This window comes from Bacillus sp. REN16, assembly GCF_020731355.1.
In the GTDB taxonomy this organism is placed as follows: Bacteria; Bacillota; Bacilli; order Bacillales; family Bacillaceae_L; genus Ferdinandcohnia.
On record NZ_JAJFZK010000007.1, the window covers coordinates 165,535 to 184,713 of the forward strand.

The window sequence follows — 19,179 nt, forward strand, 5'->3', positions numbered from 1 at the left end:
TGTCTTTGCCTATATTTTACCAAAGAGTCCGACAATATGCCTAGTATAAGGACAATGAAAAGTATGTAAAAACTTACTACCCATAACTATACCCCAAAGGATAATCCCTTGGGGTATAATTTCACTATTATTTATACCGGATAAACAGGGTGTTTCTTGTGTCCAGAGTTGAGTTCTTTTGTTTCATACAATGCTAAGCGATTGATGAGGACATTTCTTAAATCAGTCGCTGTTACGATATCATCGATGATTAGCTCAGAAGCTAGCTTGTAAATATCAATTGCTTCTTTATACTCCTTTTGCTTTTGCTGCACATAGGCAATTCGTTCCTTTGGATCTTCAATTTCAGTGATTTTATTAGAATAAACAGCATTTACCGCCGCCTCTGGACCCATTACCGCAATTTGAGCAGTTGGCAGCGCGACACAATAATCAGGCTCAAATGCAGGACCTGCCATTGCGTAGAGACCTGCACCATATGCTTTTCGAACAATGACCGAAATCTTCGGTACAGTTGCGGAGCTCATAGCTGCAATTAACTTCGCTCCATGTCTAATGATTCCGGCTCTTTCAACCTTCGTACCAATCATAAATCCTGGAACATCCGCCAAGAACACCAACGGGATTTGGAAAGCATCACATAAAGTGATAAATTTAGCCGCTTTGTCTGCGGAATCTACAAACAAGACGCCACCCTTCACTTTAGGCTGATTCGCAATTATCCCCACTGGTCTTCCGGCAATACGGGCAAGACCCGTGATTATTTCAGGCGCAAATAGTTTTTTAATCTCATAGAAACTTCCTTGATCAATGAGGGCGTCAATTCCCTCATACATATTAAAAGGAGCATTTTGATTAACAGGAATGATCTCTTCCAGACCCTTCCCTTCCTTTGGTAATACAGCTTCAGTTAGAGCAGGTTTGTTCAAATAATTGGCAGGGAAGAATTTCAAATAATCCCGCGCACTTTGAATTGCTTGTTCTTCATTTGAAGCAAGCACATCACCACAGCCACTGACTGTACAGTGCATTCTTGCACCACCCATTTCTTCTAATGAAACCTTTTCGCCGATCACCTTCTCAGCCATCCGTGGAGACCCCAAATACATCGACGCATTCTTTTCAACCATGATGACAATATCACAAAAAGCAGGTATGTATGCTCCCCCCGCTGCAGACGGACCAAATAAAATACAGACCTGAGGAATCATTCCCGATAATCGTACCTGATTATGAAAAATTCGCCCTGCACCACGCCGATTCGGGAACATCTCAAGTTGGTCTGTTATTCGTGCCCCAGCTGAATCTACTAAATATAAAAGCGGCACCTGAAGCTTTTCAGCGGTTTCTTGAATTCGAATAATTTTTTCAACCGTACGAGCCCCCCATGATCCAGCTTTAACAGTGGAGTCATTCGCCATCACACACACTTTTTGTCCGTTTATTTCTCCAATCGCGGTAACAACTCCATCTGCTGGAAGATCCCCTGCTGCATTGTTAGCAAATTTTCCATCCTCTTGGTAAATTCCATTATCAAATAAAAGGGCAAGGCGATCTCGAACAAATAATTTATGTTGTTCCTTAAGCTTTTGATGATATTTTTCATGTCCCCCCGCTTCAATTTCTTTGCCTTTTTCAACGAGCTTTTGGTCTAAATCCTTAGTATGAAGCATCATTACACTCCTTTCCTTATTCTAGAACAAGTAAGACATCGTCTTCATTTACAAAATCCCCAATAGTTACATTCACGTTAGCAACCTTGCCATCTAGCCCGCTTTCAATCGGAATTTCCATTTTCATTGATTCAAGCATGATAACCACTTGACCTTCTGTAATTTGATCACCCTCTAAAACTAATACTTGTAAAACGGTTCCTGCCATGGTTGCTGTGATTTCTTTCATTTTAATGCCTCCCTATGTTTTTCATCAAAGAAATGTAATTTGTCGTATATTCTCCTTTAAGGTAGGACTCCTCATTAATAATTTCCTGGAATAAAGGGATATTCGTTTTTATTCCTGTTATAGCAATATTATTAAAATAGTCTTTTGCTATTTGAATCGCTTCGGGACGATTACTGCCTTTCACAATGATTTTGGCTATCATCGGGTCGTAAAAGGGTGTCACTGTTGATCCTGATTCATATCCCTTATCAACTCGGACACCTTGATTGTTTTGCGGTAATACAAAATCTTTTATTTTACCAGGGGATGGAAAAAACTTTACTGGGTCTTCCGCATATACACGAAATTCGATTGAATGCCCAGTTGCCATGATTTCGTTTTGGGTCAATGGCAATTTTTCTCCCCTTGCGACTAGGATCTGCCATTTTACAAGATCAACATTTGTAATCATTTCTGTAATGGCATGTTCAACCTGAAGCCTTGTATTCATCTCAAGAAAATAGAAATTTTCTTCTGCATCCACAATGAATTCGATAGTTCCGGCATTTGTATAGTCCACATATTCTGCTGCCTTTTTTGCCGCATCACAGATTTTTTCACGTGTCTCTTCCGAAAGAAAAGGTGAAGGTGTTTCCTCAATTACCTTTTGATTGCGCCGTTGAATCGAACAATCTCTCTCAAAAAGATGGACAATATTACCGTGTTGGTCACCGAATATTTGCACCTCGATATGTCTTGCATTTGGAATGAACTTTTCGATGAACATTTCATCATTTCCAAAATACGATTTAGCCCTCGTCTTTGTTGTTTGAAATGCATTTTGTAATTCTTCTTCAGATTGGCAGCATACCATCCCGATTCCGCCCCCGCCGCCACTTGCCTTCAACATGACTGGATAGCCATAATTTTGTGCAAGTGCCAAAGCTTCATCCACTGTTTGGATGGCACTTTCACTCCCCGGCACTACCGGTACACCAGCATCTATCATTGTTTGTCTTGCTTTAACTTTATCTCCCATTAATGAGATAATTGATGGTGTTGGTCCTATATAAACAATCCCACTTTTTGCGACCTCTTTCGCAAAGGTTGCATTTTCTGATAAAAATCCATACCCGGGATGGATTGCATCGACCTGTTCCAACTCGGCAATTTTAATGATTTTATCTGCTTGAAGATAAGATTTCATTACCGGCGGCTCACCAATTCGATGGGCTACGGTTGCATTTCTCACAAACGGCAGCTCTTGATCCGCATCAGAATAGACAGCGACTGTTTCAATCCCCATCTCATGACATGTTTTTATGATCCTTGATGCAATTTCTCCCCTGTTTGCAATCAACACTTTTTTCAAGGCTCTTTTCCCCTTTCGCAAAAAGATAAAGGTGCATTATATAATTTCTACATCTATCTACATATTCCTGCACCGTATTGGAAACGCTTTCTATTTTTTTCTACAGAATTTTTTGTAATTTTGTTATATAATGAATATATTAGCTTTAAAAACAGTTTTTTCTTAGGAGAATCACAGGGGGGATATCAAATGTATACGGCAAAGGTTGAAAAATTATTAGTAAACTATAAAACTCTTGAAGAATTTAAAGAATTTAAGGAATATGGCCTTCAGGAACTTTCGATGCTTGAAGACCTTGAATCAAATATTATTGAAAATGATAGCGTTTCACCTTTTTACGGCATATTCTTTGGAGATAAATTAGTGGCGCGCATGAGCCTTTATCGTGTTGATAAAAAATTCAACAAATACTTTGAACCTGCCGAGGACTACTTGGAGCTGTGGAAGCTAGAAGTGCTTCCAAATTATCAGAAAAAAGGATTTGGAAAGGCTCTAGTGGATTATGCAAAATCGTATAATCTACCGATTAAAACAAATCCTCGTGTGAAATCATCAGAGTTTTGGGAAAAAATGGGGTTCACACCTGCTGCTTACAATATGGAACGTGACCTTGGAGAAAACCCGCTTCTTTGGTTTCCACAAGGTGTACATGAAATCGATTAAACAAATATGTATGAAACTAGACAATACAAAAAGAAAACAGCTGAACAATGTCAGCTGTTTTCTTTTTTATTTTTCAACTCGCTCAAGATTTCCATTTCGGTCCATTTGAAATTTAACTTTTTTACTTCGCTCATCTTCTTGGAGTACCACCATTTTTCGGGCGCGTTCCATAATTTCAATCAAGGCTTTATAATCTTCCTCAATTAATTGAATATTATTTTCTAAGGTCTTATTTTGTGCCTTTAAGTCTTTAACTTGATCTTGGAGCTTCGTTACTTCAGTGTTCAAGCTCTTATTTTCTTTAACCACGTTGTCGAACTTGTTTTCTGTTTTCTCATATTCTTCAAGAAATCGTATGATATCCCTTAATTGCAGCTCAGTCGACTGGCTATTCGTAAGTTCAATAGTTTCAGGCTCTGGTTGATTTTGTTGAAGCTGCTCTCCATTATTTTGTTTCTTTAATTCTTTACGCTGTTTTTTTGCAAGTTCAATTCCAGATTTATATTGTTTGCGCACATATGAATTCCATCTGAAACCACATGCTGCTGCGGTACGAGATAGTGTACGACCTACCTCTTCAAATGCACCTAATTGTGTTCCTCCTTCACGGATGTGGCGCAATACCACTTCAGCCAGCAATAAATCCTCATCTCCTGACCAAGCATCTTGACGTGTTGAAGTCATATCTTTCCCTCCCATACTTTTTTACTTATACATATGCATGTAGTAGAAAAGATAGACTATCCACACTCTAGTAAGAAAATAATTATTCTTTTCGCATGATCTTTTGAACGGCCTCAAGATGTTCATCTGTTACCCACAAAGCCGAACACTCCTCAATTTCTTCAAGGATTCTTTCCTTCAACCCAGTCGCAAGCCATTTTCTATTCACTACTTTTTTATAAGCTTTTACTACTTTAGTAGTAATTAAAAATTCATTGGCGATAAATTCCTCACAATCCTTTATCGCATCGTCCTTAGATAAGACATGTTGAATGAAGCCAAGCTCTTTTCCGTCTTCAGCAGAAATGATTTCCCCGCCCAAAAGAAGGTGGAATGCTTTATCAATAGATACTCTTTCTAGCAGGAGAGTCGCACCACCCCAACCCGTCGTGATTCCTTGTTTTCCTTGAACAAAGCCAAATCTACTTCCCTGAGTTGCTAGTCGATAGTCACATGCTGTCGCAAGCTCACATCCACCGCCAATTGCTAGTCCATTCAATAGAGCGATAGTGGGTTTCGTTAAAGTTGCAAGCTTGTATAAAATCATGCCCATCTTCATAAGCATTTGATATGCTTCTTCTACCGTTTGCAGGTTTTGGAAAATCGATAAATCACCACCTGAACAAAATGATTTTTGTCCAGCCCCTGTAATGACTAAAACCTGATCTTCCTCATTCTTTTCAACCTCTGTGAGGGTATGCAAAAGTCCATCCATTACATCGTAATCGATCGCATTCCATTTTTCGGGACGATTGATTGTAAACCAAACAATCCCACGAGCATCACGTTTAACTATGTATTTTGACATGATTTTTACCCCTTTAAAAAATTAAAAAGCGTATTGATAACAAGTCTGTTATCAATACGCTTTTAACTTGTTAACAAAAATTATTTGCTAACAACTTCTTTTCCTTTGTAAGTACCGCATTCTTTACATACGCGGTGTGCTAATTTCATTTCACCACAGTTTGGGCATGCCACCATACCTGGCACTTGTAATTTGAAATGTGTACGACGTAATCTTTTTCTTGTCTTAGATGTTCTTCTAAAAGGTACAGCCATTATTCCCACCTCCTTAAAAAAATAAATAGATAAAGATGGATTTTATTCGTCTTCAAAGAATTTTGCTAGTCCTGCCAACCGGGGATCAATCTTGTTTTTCTTGTCATCCTCAGTGATAACTTCCCAATCTTGTCCTGATTGCGGTGCAGCATCTTCAGAGTTCGAATCATCACAAAAAATCTGAATAGGTATTTCAAGTAAAATATTTTCCTTGATTAGAGGAAGTAAGTCAATTACTTCTCCCCGAACTTGATGAATATCATCGTCCGACTCTAGATCATAATCAGATGTTTCTTTGAGAAGAAACGTTTCAGTTGTTCGGATCTCGAATGGAAATTTCACATCAACCAAGGTTCGAGAGCAAGGCAGAATCATTGAACCTGAAATTGTTATATGAAAGCTCGCTTTTGAAGAACTTAGATCAACACGACCAGATACTTGGACCGGTGAAATGTCTCGTATCGACTTGTCGAGCTCCATTATGTCTTTTACATCAACAGTTTCATCAATCATTAGATCTTTTCGAGCCAACTGATTTAATTGATTAATTGTCCATTTCAATTGAAATCACCTCAAGGCAACAAAGGTAATTATAGCTTTGCAGATTACATTTGTCAATATTTTTTCTTTACACTATACTTAGTGTATGAATACTTTTCTACTATATCAGCTTTTCCAATAAAATGATATTTAAAAATCGAGTTTTATTAATAATCTTTACTAAAGGGTGAAATGATGAAAGCTGTTGGTGTAATTGTTGAATATAATCCATTCCATAATGGACATAGGTACCATCTTGATGAAACGAAAAAGAAGACAAATGCCGACTGTACAATTGCAGTCATGAGTGGAAATTTTCTACAACGCGGGGAACCTGCCTTAGTATCAAAATGGGTAAGAACGAAAATGGCTTTAGAGGCTGGTGTTGACATTGTCATTGAATTGCCATACGCATTTGCAACTCAAAAAGCACAAAACTTTGCAAATGGTGCGATTTCGCTTCTAGACGCAATTCTTTGTGAAGAAGTTTGCTTCGGAAGTGAAAATGGGACAATCAACGACTTTGAATCTACTGTTGATTTTATGAAAGACAATCAACAATCCTATGATCACACAACAAGAAAATACTTAAAAGAAGGATATAGTTATCCGAAAGCAGCATCTCTAGCTTATTCTTCACTTTCAAATCATAATACATACGTCGATTTATCAAAACCAAATAATATTTTAGGCTATCATTATGTCAAAGCCATTCACGACCAAAAGAGTTCAATAAAAGCAGAAACCATCATGAGGACATCTGCTGGCTACCATGATGAAACTATTTCCCATGAATCCATCGCAAGTGCAACGAGCATCCGAAAAACCTTATTTTCGACCGAAAAAAAGATTGAGGATATAATAGACTATCTTCCTCCTTCTACTGCCAAATGGTTAACCTCCTATTATGAGGAAAATCAACTTTACCATCGGTGGGAAGAATATTTTACTTTATTAAAATACAAACTGCTCACAACTCCACCTTCTGAATTAGCAAAAATATATGAGGCAGAAGAAGGAATTGAAAATCGTTTATTAGCTTTTATTACAGAAGCAGCCTCCTTCCAAGACTTTATGGAAAAGATTAAAACAAAACGCTACACATGGACAAGATTGCAAAGACTTTGTGTACATATCTTAACAAACACAACAAAGGAACAGCTAAAACCAATCAATGAAAACCCTGTTGCAACATATATTCGCCTGCTTGGAATGTCCCAAAAAGGACAAGCGTATTTAAATCATGTAAAAAAGGATGTCAAGCTGCCCATTCTTTCAAAAGGGAGCGGAATTTCTGATGAACTCTTCACGCTTGATTTGAAAGCTGCCCAAACCTATTTAGCAATATTTCCTGAACCTCATCGTACTAAATTACTAAGACAGGAATATTCAATTCCACCAATAAGATATCATGAAGAACAACGAATATACCTTTAAATGCAAACAGTCGCACCAATTGGTTGCGACTGTTTTTTATGACTATTTCACATCAAGATTCTCTAAAAAGTTAAGCGCATCTTCAAATGTATCAACAGGTACAATCTTCATCTCACTTTTGATATCCTTCGCTGTTGCTAGGGCTTGCTGATAATCTGAATCCTTGGCACCATTTTCATTAGGTGCAAAGAATATATCAACATCTGAGCTATCAGCAGCAACGATTTTTTGGCCAATCCCGCCGATTGGACCAACCTGTCCATCGATATTAATCGTTCCTGTGCCCGCAATACGCATTCCATGTGTTAAGTCTTCTTCTGTTAATTGATTATAGATTTCAAGTGTAAACATAAGTCCGGCAGAAGGACCTCCGATTTTTTTTGTATCAATTTTAATTTTCGGATCGGTCACTACTTCAATATCAGTTATTAATTCAATTCCAATTCCGATTTTGTCCGGATTCTTTGGAAAAGGAGCAAGTGGAACAGAAACTGTTTTCTCTTCACCTTTTCGCTCAACTGAAATATTGATGACATCATTTTCTTTTTTCTCAGCTACATACTTCATAAATTCTGTATGCTCTTGAATTTGTTTGCCATCCACTTCAAAAATTCGATCACCTGCTTTTAATTCCTTTTCTGCAGGCATTCCTTCCACGATACCCATTATGTATATGCCATGGTTTTTTACCGTTACAGGCTTGTTCGCATGCTGATATGCAACCGTAATAGCAGATTCTTGTGAATCCTCCATATAAAAGAGTTGGCGATTTGTATATTCCTCATCACTTTCATTGTCACGTCTTACATGATTAATCGGTAAGATTTCATGATACTTTTGAAATTTAGCTAAAGCATAGCTAAAAATATTTGCTTGCCCCATGCGAATGGTTGTTAGCATGAATTCGCCATCTTCTTTATAGCCGTTCTCCACGTCGATAATTGGATCAAGCTCTGTCGCCATTCCAGGCTTTGTCACGTAATAAGGAAGCTGGATAAAGGTGCCAAGGATGGCTAGTACCACCCCAACTGCTAGGGCCTTTAAATAGGCCTTATTTCTCTTTTTCTTCATTAATGATAGACTCCTTCCACTTTGCGATTGCCTCTTGGATTGCGGGAAGTTGTTTTCTTGTTTCTTCTTCCCCGATTCGGATAATGTCCTCAATATTTGTAAAAGCACGTGAACTATAATGTCCTACATGTGGTCGGATCATAATATCAGATGAAAATTCTCCATACTTCACAAGCTCTTTTTGCATGATATCAATACTCTGTAAAATCACATCAAATATTGAAGTAACCTCTTCATTTATTTTAACATGTGAGACGTCCACCGCAATAACAATATCAGCTCCCATTTCTTTTGCAACTGAAATCGGTACCCTGTCTATTACACCTCCATCGACGAGAATGCGCCCATCTATTTTTTCTGGAACAAAAATTCCGGGGATGGCAATACTTGCTCGGACAGCATCCGCAACAGGTCCATTTCGAAACACTACTTTTTCACCTGTTAATAAATCTGTTGCAACAATACCAATGGGAATATCAAGTTCCTCAATATTTTTACCATGTGTAAAGACCCGGATTAATTCCTTGACTCTTTTTCCCGCAATAAAGCCCATTTTCGGAACCGTAAAATCCAAATAGTATTTCCGCTTAAAAGCTAATGCCAGCTTATACATGCGATCTATATCCAGACCTGCCCCATAAAAGCCTGCTACTAATGAACCCATGCTTGTTCCCGCAATGAGATGGATTGGAATTTTATTTTCTAAAAGTACTTTAATCACTCCTAAATGGGCAAATCCCCTTGCACCACCAGATCCAAGTGCCATTCCTATTATAGGTTCGTTCATAAGAATCATCCCCTAACCATAATCCTTCTGAGGTAATTTTTCCTGCTTTTTTAATCATTATATGAAAAAAGAATTGAAAACTTGTATATTCTTTTGGTCTAAACTTGCCACCCATTTACGTATATTTAAATAGATATGCAAACCATTCATTTGGTTTTTAAATAAATGAAGGAATATTACGAAAATTACGGACTCTCTTATTCTATCATTCGTTTGAACTATCTGTATAGAAAAGAAGACTTCTGTAGGAGGAGTACCATTGATACGTTCTAGATTTAAGACAGTAACAATTGCAGCAGGAATATCATTATTGACACTTGCACTTATTTATTTTCCAAAGGAATCATTGGAAGCCTCTAGGGTTGGTTTGGAAATGTGGTGGAAAATTGTATTTCCTTCCCTACTCCCTTTCTTAATCATTTCAGAGTTATTAATAGGTTTTGGTATCGTTAAATTTATCGGTGTTTTGTTTGAACCACTAATGAGACCTTTGTTTCGGGTTCCAGGTGTGGGCGGTTTTGCTTGGGCCATGGGTATGGCTTCTGGATTTCCGGCAGGTGCCAAATTAGCTGCAAGGCTTAGACAGGAGAAACAGATTACGAGGGTTGAAGCAGAAAGGCTTGTTTCCTTCGCTAATGCTTCGAATCCCCTGTTTATATTTGCAGCCATTTCTGTTGGCTTTTTTGAAAATGCCGGGTTAGGAGTCTTACTGGCGGTCAGCCATTATGTCGGAAATTTTTGTGTTGGTTTAATCATGAGATTCCACGGTAAAAAGGGTGATGAACAAACACCTAAAGATGAAGAGAAAAAAAGTATTATTTATAAAGCTTTGCAGGAGCTACACCGGACAAGACTAAAGGAAAAAAGGCCATTTGGATTAATTTTGGGTGACGCGGTAACTACCTCTATCCATACATTGCTGATGATTGGCGGATTTATCATTCTTTTTTCTGTTTTTAATAAGCTGCTTTCATTAATTAATATAATCGCATTAGTCGGAGCAGGACTATCCATATTATTAAAACTATTTCAAATGCCAACAGAACTCAGCATCCCGCTTATTTCGGGGATATTTGAAATTACGACTGGCTCCATGATGACAAGTGAGTTAGAGCATATTGAATTACTTCCTAAGGTAATTGCCGTCAGTTTTATCCTTGGATTTTGCGGACTTTCTGTACAAGCACAGGTTGCAAGTATCTTAGCTGAAACCGATGTGAGCTTTAAACCATTTTTTATTGCACGGATTATGCACGGTTTTTTGGCTGGGATAATCGCATTTCTTTTATGGAAGCCACTTTACATAAAAAATGCGGAATCACAAGAAACATTCGGTATTTTCTCGCCATTTATTCCAGAGCAGACTTCTGTATGGGCCGAAGCCATATGGAACGGATTATTAACTTTTGGACCGCTTGTTACCATTTTTTCGTTGATCTGTTATCTTTTCGTTTACTCAAATAAAATGAAAAGCCCACGCATTTAATTTGCGGGGCTTTTGAATTTCTCCTTGAGCGCCAATTCAACTGGTTTTGGCACAAGCTCAGAAATTTCTCCATGATATTTGGCGGCTTCCTTTACAATGCTTGAGCTTAAAAAGGAATATTGGTTATTTGTCATCATAAAAAAGGTTTCAATTTCTTCATTTAATATACGATTCATTGACGTAATTTGCATTTCGTACTCAAAATCTGAAACAGCACGAAGACCACGTAAAATTGCATTCGCATTCTTCTGGCTAGCATAATCCATCAAAAGACCTTTAAAGGACTCAACTTCAATATTATGTAGATCCTTAGTGCTTTCCTGTAATAGTTGAATTCGTTCCTCTACTGTAAACAAAGGCTGTTTCGAAGAATTGTTCAATACACATACATACATTTTATCGAACACTTTTGCCCCTCGTTTAATAATGTCCAGGTGCCCGTTTGTTACTGGATCAAAGCTACCTGGGCAGACGGCAATTCTTGTCATTTCATTTCCCCTTTCTATCACTCTTAATGCCTATATACCGATACCCCAATGACTCCGTACACTTCATGACGTACTAAAGTAAGGTTACCAATGGATTTGTCTAATATAACCTCTGAATCATGTTCTGCTACAATATAACCATTTTTCGTTAATAACCGATGGTCACTTATTTCTTCGATTAACTCTGTTAGTTTTTGTTGTTTATATGGTGGATCCAAAAGGATTAACTCAAATTGGATATCACGCTTTATAATGGCCTTTAAAGCCCGGAAGGCCTCATTCCGATAGACTTCTGCTTGTCCGGAAAACATGCATATTTCTAAATTTCCTTTAATTGTTTGGATTGCTTTTTGATCACGGTCAACAAAGATAACTTTATCGATTCCGCGGCTTAACGCTTCAATCCCAAGTCCCCCGCTTCCACCAAATAAATCAAGTCCATTCCCACCATCAAAATATGGACCGATGATATTAAAGATGGCTTCCTTCACCTTATCAGTTGTAGGTCTAGTCGACATTCCTGGTACCGCTTTCAAGTGAAGACCTTTCTTCGATCCCGACACAACTCTCACTGCTATCACCACTGTCTTTGTCAAATTCGCCTTGGCGTATTTGCGCCCAGATTTTAGGCCCACATGAAGTGGGTCATGAAGACGTTGCCACAGGATGTGGCGTTTTTAGTCTTCGATCTTACTACTCGAAAATTTTCCTTTAAAAATCTGTGGCATCCGCCGGAGGCTTTACCTTTATTCAGCAGAAGTTTCCAACTTCTGCTGAATAAAGGTAAATTGAATATCATTATCCTACCATAAACATAAACGTTTGTTAATAAATTACGAAAAATTCAAGGGCCAGTCTTTGGGAAAAATTTTTCTTATATAATAAAAATACGTAACATGATGTATACACAATGTTCAATTGGTCATAATTAGTAATAACAACATCATTCGAGGATGTTGTTGCCAACCGCGGAGAAGACTTACGTTTCCCCATAAGTTCTTCCTCCGGTTTCTCCTCTCCCTTTGCCTTCTTCCATGTGAACGGTAACGAAAAACATGGAATGGAAGGACCCTGCAGGTTGATTGCAGGGTTTTTTTGTTTTAATTTGTTAATTCAAATCGATTCATGATAAAGTAGACATGGAAAATATGAGATTAAGGGGAATTTAAAGATGATACAACGTTTTATAGAGATTGGTGAAGGGTATTCGGATATATATGAACTTCTTGAGCTTGCAAAAGGAAATAGTCACAGAGTTTCAAAGCTATTTGCATTTCACACAACAATACAGGATAAGCAGGTTGCTTCTTTAGCTGTCGCATTTAAGCCAACAAAACTCGGAGATTTTCAAGCAATCTATATTTGCAGAGAGGGAATCCCTAATCCTGATGTCAAACCGAATCAACGTTACACACTTTTTGCAGATGTAGCAAATGAACTTGGTTTACAAATCATTACACTAGATGTAAAGCCTTCTAGTATGTTTCATGAAAAAGAGCTCTATTACCAACATTTAATCGGGATTTTACGAATGAACCGCTATCTGCCACCAATGCAATAAAAAAGCTTACCAAATGATTTGGTAAGCTTTTTATAAGCCAATCTTATAATCGTATTCCTTGGCACGATCTGGTTTTTTATTCTCAAATTCAATCTTTAAAAATGGTTTATAGGATGGTTCAACCTTTTTGACAAAGGCTAGGGAATTTAATTTTTCTACGATTGAATCTGTATTTTCCATATCGTTATAAAGGACCACATATTTAAGTCGTTTAGACACATAATGAATATTGCCAAATTTACGCAGCATTTTTGAATGCTTTAGCGAATGCAGCCAAACGATAATTCCTTGGCGTTGTCCAATCATAGCGTTTTCTCCTTATCGCAATAGGCTTTTAAATAGTGTAGCATAACAAGTTAAATTTTTACAATACGAAATAAAGTAGAAAACGTATCTTTTTTCTTAAAAGTGAGATGATTCGGTTACTTGCAGCCGCAAGCTCCGCCGCTTCCACAGCCGCCGCCACAGCTTGACATGGAGTCAAAATAAGGATTCCCAGTTGGAACTTTAATTTGCTTCGATACGGCTCCGCCTAACAGCACACTAATCTCATCGAGTACCTTTTGAAGGTTATCCTCTGCTTTTTTAAAATTAGCGATTGTCTCGTAAAGATCAAGCCTTCTTTTCAGTTCTCTTGTCTCTTTTGAAACGGTTCGAAAATCAGGATGATATTTCCCAAATCGTTGAACCTCATCATATTTTTCCTTCATTATTTGAAAATCAGAGATTAGCTTCTGTGCTTCCCTATCATTTTGTAATGTATATAAACAGCTTCTGTATTCCTCTGCTAGTTCTGATTGCAGTATCATAGATGATAAACTTTGTGCCTCTTCAAGTATTTCAACTTTTTCAATTGTAGCTATCAAAATAAAAACACCTCCACATTCACTATACCACGAATTTTTATGAATCGCATCTACTGTGGCAATACTGCGAATAAAAGTTATGGGATTTGAACATTAATGGTATGTTCAAGCGGATATTTGGTAAAGTCATTATGAACAACTTGGATCTTTAATGTATGCTCTCCACTAGAAAGCCCATGAATAATAAATGCTGCTGTCGAAACTTTCTCCGTTCTCGTTCCATCAATTATTACATTAAGATGGCCTTCTCCATCTTGTTTTAGCCCACCACTTTGTTTGAATGTAAAATTAGGTATCACGCACTCCAGATATACATTATTACCTCTTACATGATGCTCAACTTGAATGGTTCGCTCCATTTCATACTCGCTTATCAAGCTAAAATCGGGAGAGGAAATTCGCTCAGCTGCAACTGGTTTTTCATTTATTTGAATGACAAGGATACTTAGAAAATAAAGGGGTAATAAAACCTGGTACACATTTTCCCAACTCCTTTTTTCCTAGCTTTTCCACTTAACCTCACAAATATCCTTGTGGATTCAAGAAGGAGCCACAACAAAAGAAGTGGCTCCTTACTTTTATATTTAATCACTTTGTCGCATACCCTGATACATTTGCAGCATGAATGAGGCCATTTCCAATGACTGGTTAATTTTTTGAACCTTATGCGGAAGAGTTTGCTTGAAATAAATCTTTGACTCGTTTTCCAAGCTTTGAAAATTTCTTGGATTACGGGTTAATTTTCGATACCAAATTGGATTTTGGCGAACAAACGCACGTAATTGTTTTTTGGATTTGAGATATTCATATGTTTCTTGTCGCATCCTAGACTCCCTTCTCACCTAATCCTTACGAAAGGCAAAAGGATGATGAGTTTTTCCGGCAGGCTGCGGCTGCTGTGACTTTTCCTCACCGCGAAACTGATGAATTACGGCCTGGATTGTTGAAATGGCTTCCCCAACATGGGAGATATGCTGTTGTAAGTTATTCATATCTGCATTTTTTATCGATGTAAAAATCTTTCCGATAAAATCCTCTTTGCTGCTTTCTTCTGTTTTGCTATCTTTATCTTTAAACTTTTTCCACTTCTCATCTTCCTCACCAAGTATATACCAGTCTTCATATACCTCCTGCCAGTTAAGTTTTCCTTTTCGAACTTCCTGAACTAACACAGGATGTTTTTTTACGAAAGCCTTAAATTCCTGAACAGATGGATGAAGTTTATTTCCCATCTCAATCACCTCTTTTATCAAATACGCCCTTGGCGTATACAATTGCCTACTATAGTTTATCTTTATTAAATTGAATGGTTCGCCCAAATTGCCAAAACCCTTTAAATCCTGTTAAAATAAGAATAATAAAAATATTATGGATTTGAGGTTAGGTGAATGGAAGACCGCATTCTACAAAAATTACAGACATTTTTCCTAGAGGCAAAAGAAGAGGAAAGACAAGCAATGGAACTTGTCATCGATGCCGTAATTCGAAAACAAAAAAACCAGAATGGTTCCTATATTGGTGGCTTATTGCAAACAAACAGACGAGTTATTGATGATGAAACATATGAAATTATCATACCGAATTCAGAGCTCATTCAAAATCCATTACAAATCGTTCATGGGGGCATTACGGCAACTTTACTTGATTCCGCAATGGGATCAGTAGTTCACCATGTTCTTCCACCGGATAAAGCTGCAGTAACTACCGAAATGAAAATTAATTATGTGGCACCTGGAATCGGAAAAGAGTTACGCTGTGTTGCACAAGTGATTCATAAAGGAACAAAAATATGTGTAGTTGAGGGTCGAGTATTCCGCGATGACGGAAAATTAATGGCGCATGCAACAGGGAGCTTTTTTATTATCGATCGACCAACAAAAAAATAAGAAATAAAAGTAAGCAATACACTATTCGTATTGCTTACATTTCTAACTAATCCCATTTCTGGATAAAGTTTTGTGTGTAATATTTTTCATACACTCCTACTCCAAGGTAATTGTATTCCTCACTTAGAAGGGTTTCACGATGACCTTCACTATTCAGCCAACCTTCAACAGCAGCAATCCCGTCCACATATTTAGCTGCAATATTTTCACCTGCTAAGTGGTAACTTATATCACCATCTGCAAGTCTGTCCGCAAGACCTCCTTTTGTTGGTGAGGTATGATCAAAATAATCACTCTCTCGCATATCTTTACTATGTAAATATGCAACCTCTGCTAAACGTTCATCACCTTTTAACGAATGGATACCATGTCTAATCCGAATCACATTGGTTAAGTCAAGAATTTGCGCTTTGTTTCCTTGTTCAATTTCATTCCATTCGGCTTGTGTTACCTCACTAGCCGAAAGTAATTCCCCTCTGTACGCCAATTCATAGGGACGCAGTTTAATTAAGGTTTTTCCATCTAAAAAACGAACACTAGATACCTCATTTGTAAATTTGTCCACATAGAGTTGAATATAGACATTACCCATTGAGATCAATGGTCTAGTCATCATTTCCTCCTCTGTTAATTCAAAACGGTAACGGTTTTTATCGATATTTAATGAAATTTGAGACTTTATTAACCCCTTTAAGTGTAGTTCAGAGATAGGTTGTCCAATTTCAAAAGGTTCAACTAGAACATCATCCCCCGTTCCAAATACTGTGACGACTCTACCATTTTCGATCCCAACCTGAATATAATTTAGGGGATCTGTATTATACACCCACCAGTCATAATCATAGGAGGAGCGATCGATTCGAAGGGGTTCACCCAATTTTTCTTTTATTTCTGTACTTTGCATACCTATAAATGAGAACAGGCCGCTAAATTGGTGGTTCTCCTGTTGAGTAGGTATCGTTTGTTTCGTTGTGGACGAATGCTTTAATACAGCTGAAGTATGTTCAACACTATTTTCGAATTCCGTTCTTCCATGTTTAAAAGAAATATAATAAATGCTAGAAGCCAAAAGTAAGATGATAACTGCAGTCTTAGCTAATTTCAGAAGAATCACTTCCTAACATTGAACGTATTTCTATCATGTATATTAAAATTTTGCTAGTGTTATTCGTTTTTGGACAAAAATTAAACAGGCACCGGATTGGTGCCTGTTCTTAATGCAGATGGTTTTCCTCAGAAATATGACTTAATGCCTCTCCAGCACTGTTATCAGACATTTGGTTTGTCGATAAATCACCCAATGATAACATTCCAACTAATTGCTCATTTTCTATAACTGGCAGACGTCTAATTTGATGTTTCGCCATCAACTGGGACGCTTCTTGAAGAGAAGTATCAGGCGTACATGTAACTAAGTCTTCACTCATAACATTTGTAACTTGATTCGATCCAGATCTTTTTTCCGCATATCCTCGAACTACCAGGTCTCGATCCGTGATCATACCAATTAATTTCTTATCTTCTAAAATTGGAATCGCACCGATATTTAAATCCTTCATTTTAACAGATACTTCATATAAATTATCTAGGGGAGTACAATATTCAACATCAGTACTCATTACATCGCGAACAAATTCCATTGTATCCTCCTAATTTATTTCTTTTATTTTCCAATAAACATTTGAGTCCAGTAATGCCTCTTCGATCCGCCTTCTGCATATCCAACACCAATATGTGTAACATCAGCCTTTAAAATATTTGCACGATGTCCTGGGCTATTCATCCATGCATTTACGACTTCCTGTGGTGTTCTTTGTCCAGCTGCAATATTTTCTGCGGCTGTCCGATACGAAATACCAAAGTTTCGCATCATCGTAAATGGAGAGCCATAAGTTGGTGATGTATGATCAAAGTAATTTCGATCCCTCATGTCAACAGATTTATACCGTGCTACGCGTGACAGCTCCCAATCAATCTTTAATGCTGACAATCCATATTTTGCACGTTGTTGATTGGTTAATGTGATAACCTGATTCTCGATGCTTTTGACATTTTCCAAAATTGGAATCGTAACTTTCTGCCCTGGATAAATGAGGTTGGGGTTACGAAATTGTGGGTTTGCAGAAATAATTTCCGACAATCCTACCTGGTAACGTACAGCAATTTTCCAAAGAGAATCCCCATGCTGTACAGTATATGTACTTGTACCTTGTCCATTTGCAATCATTGGACTACTTAAGACAAACAGTAAACTCGTAATAAATAACAATATTTTTTTCAATCTTGTCCCTCCTTTCCATGTTAGTTTGACCATAAATGAAGAAATTTCACATAAAATATTTTTTATTTTTCGTGACATATTAATGTCAAACGTTGCAACTTGAATCTTTTCGTACTATTATTATACTGAGAACATATAAATCGTTAGTTGACGGTTTTTGGAGGGAATTTAAATGAGATTTGAAAATACGGGGATTGAAAACGTAACAATCGAACTACCAAGAATAACTGACATAATGAGATCAGAAGGATTTATCCTCGCAGGTCAGTGGGATTATGAAAGAATTACATACGATCGAAAGTTTGAAATTAAAGGTGATATTTACTACCTTCGCGTTCAAGGCTATGCAGTAGAAGGAATTATCGAAGAAAATGCAACAGATGCAGTCATCAAGCTTCTTACTCCATTTTTAGGTAAATACTATTATCCTCATGGAGTTGAATATGGCGAAGATGAAAATTTCCCAAAATCACTAGTGGATCAATGCAATCGCATCCTTGCAAAAGTAAAACAAGAAATCGACGCCGTTGTAAATGCATAATTACGAAAAGGGAAAGCGCAGCTTTAGGTGATAAAAATGCATACAAAAAGGAACAGTCAATGCTGTTCCTTTTTTGTTATGTCGTCGCAAGTGCATGTGAATTTGTAAGTCCCTCTACCTTAATTGTTAAATTCGAAAGACTAATACCAGTCATGCTTTTTATCTCATGTAAAATAGCTTGCTGTAAAAGCTCACAGGTCTTCTTAATTTCCAAACCATATTCAATCGCAATCTTGACCTCAAGAGAAATTTCTTCTTCTTCTTCAATAACAGTTATCCCGTTTTTATGGAAATTACGATGGAGAATGCCGCTTACACCATCCTTAAAGCCGGAAACAATCGTTACTCCTTCCATATCCTCAGCGCAAATCGAAGCAATCATCGCCAACACATCATTCTTAATATAAAGGGAACCATTTTCTAATGACTTTCGAACCAACCCAACCACACTCCTTCACATTTTCAAAACCACTAAGGTTACTCCTACCATATGCAATATGGAATGAATTGGGCACTAGTCTATTCATACTTTTT

At 37.4% G+C, this 19,179-nt stretch carries 26 protein-coding genes; 6 read left to right on the forward strand and 20 right to left on the reverse strand.

Annotated features, from left to right (window positions below; translation table 11 throughout):
* Positions 1-131: 131 nt before the first annotated feature.
* The 3 genes from LKW28_RS11535 to LKW28_RS11545 are packed head-to-tail and all read right to left on the reverse strand — an operon-like array spanning position 132 to position 3,253.
* Entirely contained in the window at positions 132-1,673 is a 1,542-nt protein-coding gene (locus LKW28_RS11535) for an acyl-CoA carboxylase subunit beta (protein ID WP_229140513.1), read from the reverse strand.
* A gap of 16 nt (positions 1,674-1,689) precedes the next feature.
* A complete protein-coding gene (locus LKW28_RS11540; RefSeq protein WP_229140514.1) occupies positions 1,690-1,902 on the reverse strand; it encodes a biotin/lipoyl-containing protein in 213 nt (70 codons plus the stop codon).
* A gap of 1 nt (position 1,903) precedes the next feature.
* On the reverse strand, positions 1,904-3,253 hold the full coding sequence (locus LKW28_RS11545) for an acetyl-CoA carboxylase biotin carboxylase subunit (RefSeq protein ID WP_229140515.1): 1,350 nt from the start codon (positions 3,251-3,253) through the stop codon (positions 1,904-1,906).
* A 189-nt stretch (positions 3,254-3,442) separates the two neighbouring features.
* On the opposite strand from LKW28_RS11545, the gene LKW28_RS11550 reads away from it, so the two are divergent.
* On the forward strand, positions 3,443-3,916 hold the full coding sequence (locus tag LKW28_RS11550; protein WP_229140516.1) for an N-acetyltransferase: 474 nt from the start codon (positions 3,443-3,445) through the stop codon (positions 3,914-3,916).
* 66 nt (positions 3,917-3,982) lie between these two features.
* Here the strand turns inward: LKW28_RS11550 and LKW28_RS11555 are convergent, their stop codons facing one another.
* From LKW28_RS11555 to LKW28_RS11570, 4 genes are all read right to left on the reverse strand, one after another.
* On the reverse strand, positions 3,983-4,600 hold the full coding sequence (locus LKW28_RS11555) for an RsfA family transcriptional regulator (protein WP_229140517.1): 618 nt from the start codon (positions 4,598-4,600) through the stop codon (positions 3,983-3,985).
* A gap of 82 nt (positions 4,601-4,682) precedes the next feature.
* Positions 4,683-5,447: an enoyl-CoA hydratase/isomerase family protein gene (locus tag LKW28_RS11560; RefSeq protein ID WP_229140518.1), complete on the reverse strand. Its 765-nt coding sequence runs from the start codon at positions 5,445-5,447 to the stop codon at positions 4,683-4,685.
* An 80-nt stretch (positions 5,448-5,527) separates the two neighbouring features.
* Positions 5,528-5,701 (reverse strand): 50S ribosomal protein L32, encoded by a 174-nt coding sequence (gene rpmF, locus LKW28_RS11565; protein WP_116350684.1) that lies wholly within the window; start codon positions 5,699-5,701, stop codon positions 5,528-5,530.
* A gap of 42 nt (positions 5,702-5,743) precedes the next feature.
* A complete protein-coding gene (locus LKW28_RS11570; RefSeq protein ID WP_229140519.1) occupies positions 5,744-6,262 on the reverse strand; it encodes a YceD family protein in 519 nt (172 codons plus the stop codon).
* A gap of 174 nt (positions 6,263-6,436) precedes the next feature.
* Here LKW28_RS11570 and LKW28_RS11575 point away from each other — a divergent pair, with 174 nt between their 5' ends.
* On the forward strand, positions 6,437-7,678 hold the full coding sequence (locus LKW28_RS11575) for a nucleotidyltransferase (RefSeq protein WP_229140520.1): 1,242 nt from the start codon (positions 6,437-6,439) through the stop codon (positions 7,676-7,678).
* A gap of 42 nt (positions 7,679-7,720) precedes the next feature.
* Here LKW28_RS11575 and LKW28_RS11580 read toward each other — a convergent pair whose 3' ends face one another.
* Complete coding sequence (locus LKW28_RS11580; RefSeq protein WP_229140521.1) at positions 7,721-8,749, reverse strand: SepM family pheromone-processing serine protease; 1,029 nt, start codon at positions 8,747-8,749, stop codon at positions 7,721-7,723.
* Complete coding sequence (locus LKW28_RS11585) at positions 8,730-9,536, reverse strand: patatin-like phospholipase family protein (RefSeq protein ID WP_229140522.1); 807 nt, start codon at positions 9,534-9,536, stop codon at positions 8,730-8,732. Before LKW28_RS11585 ends, LKW28_RS11580 begins: the two co-directional genes overlap by 20 nt.
* 259 nt (positions 9,537-9,795) lie before the next feature.
* Here LKW28_RS11585 and ylbJ point away from each other — a divergent pair, with 259 nt between their 5' ends.
* Complete coding sequence (gene ylbJ / locus LKW28_RS11590; RefSeq protein WP_229140523.1) at positions 9,796-11,022, forward strand: sporulation integral membrane protein YlbJ; 1,227 nt, start codon at positions 9,796-9,798, stop codon at positions 11,020-11,022.
* Here ylbJ and coaD read toward each other — a convergent pair.
* Complete coding sequence (gene coaD, locus LKW28_RS11595) at positions 11,019-11,510, reverse strand: pantetheine-phosphate adenylyltransferase (RefSeq protein ID WP_229140524.1); 492 nt, start codon at positions 11,508-11,510, stop codon at positions 11,019-11,021. The two genes, ylbJ and coaD, sit on opposite strands and share 4 nt — an antisense overlap.
* A 23-nt stretch (positions 11,511-11,533) precedes the next feature.
* Positions 11,534-12,082 (reverse strand): 16S rRNA (guanine(966)-N(2))-methyltransferase RsmD, encoded by a 549-nt coding sequence (gene rsmD, locus LKW28_RS11600; protein WP_229140525.1) that lies wholly within the window; start codon positions 12,080-12,082, stop codon positions 11,534-11,536.
* A gap of 599 nt (positions 12,083-12,681) precedes the next feature.
* Here rsmD and LKW28_RS11605 point away from each other — a divergent pair.
* Positions 12,682-13,071, forward strand: coding sequence for a DUF7147 family protein (locus LKW28_RS11605; RefSeq protein ID WP_229140526.1), 390 nt, complete (start codon positions 12,682-12,684; stop codon positions 13,069-13,071).
* Positions 13,072-13,101: 30 nt separating this feature from the next.
* On the opposite strand, the gene LKW28_RS11610 is transcribed toward LKW28_RS11605, so the two are convergent.
* From LKW28_RS11610 to LKW28_RS11630, 5 genes are all read right to left on the reverse strand, one after another.
* Positions 13,102-13,377: a YlbG family protein gene (locus LKW28_RS11610; protein WP_229140527.1), complete on the reverse strand. Its 276-nt coding sequence runs from the start codon at positions 13,375-13,377 to the stop codon at positions 13,102-13,104.
* Positions 13,378-13,493: 116 nt separating this feature from the next.
* Positions 13,494-13,937 (reverse strand): YlbF family regulator, encoded by a 444-nt coding sequence (locus LKW28_RS11615; protein ID WP_229140528.1) that lies wholly within the window; start codon positions 13,935-13,937, stop codon positions 13,494-13,496.
* A gap of 77 nt (positions 13,938-14,014) precedes the next feature.
* Positions 14,015-14,416 (reverse strand): hypothetical protein, encoded by a 402-nt coding sequence (locus LKW28_RS11620; protein ID WP_229140529.1) that lies wholly within the window; start codon positions 14,414-14,416, stop codon positions 14,015-14,017.
* A 105-nt stretch (positions 14,417-14,521) separates the two neighbouring features.
* Entirely contained in the window at positions 14,522-14,761 is a 240-nt protein-coding gene (locus tag LKW28_RS11625) for a YlbE-like family protein (RefSeq protein WP_229140530.1), read from the reverse strand.
* Between the two features lie 18 nt (positions 14,762-14,779).
* On the reverse strand, positions 14,780-15,169 hold the full coding sequence (locus LKW28_RS11630; RefSeq protein WP_229140531.1) for a YlbD family protein: 390 nt from the start codon (positions 15,167-15,169) through the stop codon (positions 14,780-14,782).
* A 156-nt stretch (positions 15,170-15,325) separates the two neighbouring features.
* Here LKW28_RS11630 and LKW28_RS11635 point away from each other — a divergent pair, with 156 nt between their 5' ends.
* On the forward strand, positions 15,326-15,823 hold the full coding sequence (locus LKW28_RS11635; protein ID WP_229140532.1) for a PaaI family thioesterase: 498 nt from the start codon (positions 15,326-15,328) through the stop codon (positions 15,821-15,823).
* A gap of 46 nt (positions 15,824-15,869) precedes the next feature.
* Here LKW28_RS11635 and LKW28_RS11640 read toward each other — a convergent pair whose 3' ends face one another.
* The 3 genes from LKW28_RS11640 to safA form a co-directional block, all read right to left on the reverse strand.
* Entirely contained in the window at positions 15,870-16,937 is a 1,068-nt protein-coding gene (locus LKW28_RS11640) for a CAP domain-containing protein (protein WP_229140533.1), read from the reverse strand.
* 100 nt (positions 16,938-17,037) lie between these two features.
* Positions 17,038-17,463, reverse strand: coding sequence for a CBS domain-containing protein (locus LKW28_RS11645; protein WP_229140534.1), 426 nt, complete (start codon positions 17,461-17,463; stop codon positions 17,038-17,040).
* A 23-nt stretch (positions 17,464-17,486) separates the two neighbouring features.
* Positions 17,487-18,050 (reverse strand): SafA/ExsA family spore coat assembly protein, encoded by a 564-nt coding sequence (gene safA / locus LKW28_RS11650; protein WP_229140677.1) that lies wholly within the window; start codon positions 18,048-18,050, stop codon positions 17,487-17,489.
* Positions 18,051-18,276: 226 nt separating this feature from the next.
* Here safA and LKW28_RS11655 point away from each other — a divergent pair, with 226 nt between their 5' ends.
* On the forward strand, positions 18,277-18,645 hold the full coding sequence (locus LKW28_RS11655) for a YugN family protein (RefSeq protein WP_229140535.1): 369 nt from the start codon (positions 18,277-18,279) through the stop codon (positions 18,643-18,645).
* Between the two features lie 76 nt (positions 18,646-18,721).
* On the opposite strand, the gene LKW28_RS11660 is transcribed toward LKW28_RS11655, so the two are convergent.
* A complete protein-coding gene (locus LKW28_RS11660; protein ID WP_229140536.1) occupies positions 18,722-19,084 on the reverse strand; it encodes an Asp23/Gls24 family envelope stress response protein in 363 nt (120 codons plus the stop codon).
* Positions 19,085-19,179: the final 95 nt, after the last annotated feature.